Raw genomic sequence first — 1,105 nt, forward strand, 5'->3', positions numbered from 1 at the left:
GACATAAATGTAGAACTAAAAGCTATCAATCAAACATTGAGAGTAAATGCTAAAATACAAGTTTCTGACTTGTTTTTTACTATAGGGGAAACAGGATCTTATGGTTCAAATTATTCAATTAATATTGGAGAATTTGGCAATAATGGTTATGGAGGGCAAGGATATTATAAAAATCATTATAGAGAAATACATATTACTAAAGCTTACAATTACCATCCTACTATGGAATTATATATTTTTGGTTTTGATAGTAAAGAAGACGCTATAGACTCTATAGATAAAATAAATTTTACTTACCAATCAGCTTATGGTGGTAATACTAAATATGATATGAAATGTATGTTTTATAATGAAATTGCTATAAAAGGCGATGGTAAAAGCCAACAATTTCCTTCAAATAAATGGGGAGTTATGATAGTAGATTTTGGCGGAACTGAAGTTGGCTACTCTCAGTGTCTTGGAGTTTATAAAAAACACAACGGAATATATACTTTCAAAACTACCTATAAGGGTAAAACCTATACGAGTATTTTGCACTTAAAATTGAGTGAATAAACATTTAGCCTATAAAAAATTAAATTTTATATAGGCTATTTTAAAATTCATGTGATTTTTAAGGTAATTTCAAGTGCAAATAGGTAGGTTTTATGTATTTATTATTTAAATCTTCAAACTTATATATGCCGTTGTTTTGTTTAGATAAATAAACACACTGATCTTGCTGAAACAATCCTATTCCAAAATAATTAGATAAAAAAGGTTTTTTTCCATTACCTCTAGCTTCATAATTCCAACAATGTGTAATTTTTTGAATATTACCATTATAGGCAGGAGTGTATGTTACTTTAATATTTGCATTTCGTGCGTCTTCTATGCTTTTATACCCAAAAAGAGTTATAGCAGTCATACTTCCTATGTGAGTCATTGTAAAAGTAGAATATCCTTCTGAATAATATCCTTCTTCTTTTCCATCAGATTCTGGGCTTCCCAATTCATACACAATATGCCCTGTAGATTCTCCAAGTATCCCTCTCATCTCATAAACACTAATCTTAGCACTAGCTTTTAATACCTGATTAAAAGCTTTAGCTTCCACATTTATGCT

At 29.2% G+C, this 1,105-nt stretch carries 2 protein-coding genes; one reads left to right on the plus strand and one right to left on the minus strand.

The genetic code is table 11. The features are described from left to right. Positions 1-555 (plus strand): hypothetical protein (locus L8W55_RS07900; RefSeq protein WP_263678138.1); only part of this gene is annotated, 555 nt, incomplete at its 5' end. A 58-nt stretch (positions 556-613) separates the two neighbouring features. Here L8W55_RS07900 and L8W55_RS07905 read toward each other — a convergent pair. Beyond that, a partial coding sequence (locus L8W55_RS07905; RefSeq protein ID WP_263678139.1) for a hypothetical protein occupies positions 614-1,105 on the minus strand: 492 nt, incomplete at its 5' end.

Source organism: Campylobacter sp. FU_520 (genome assembly GCF_025772385.1).
GTDB classification, from domain to species: Bacteria; Campylobacterota; Campylobacteria; order Campylobacterales; family Campylobacteraceae; genus Campylobacter_D; species Campylobacter_D lari_C.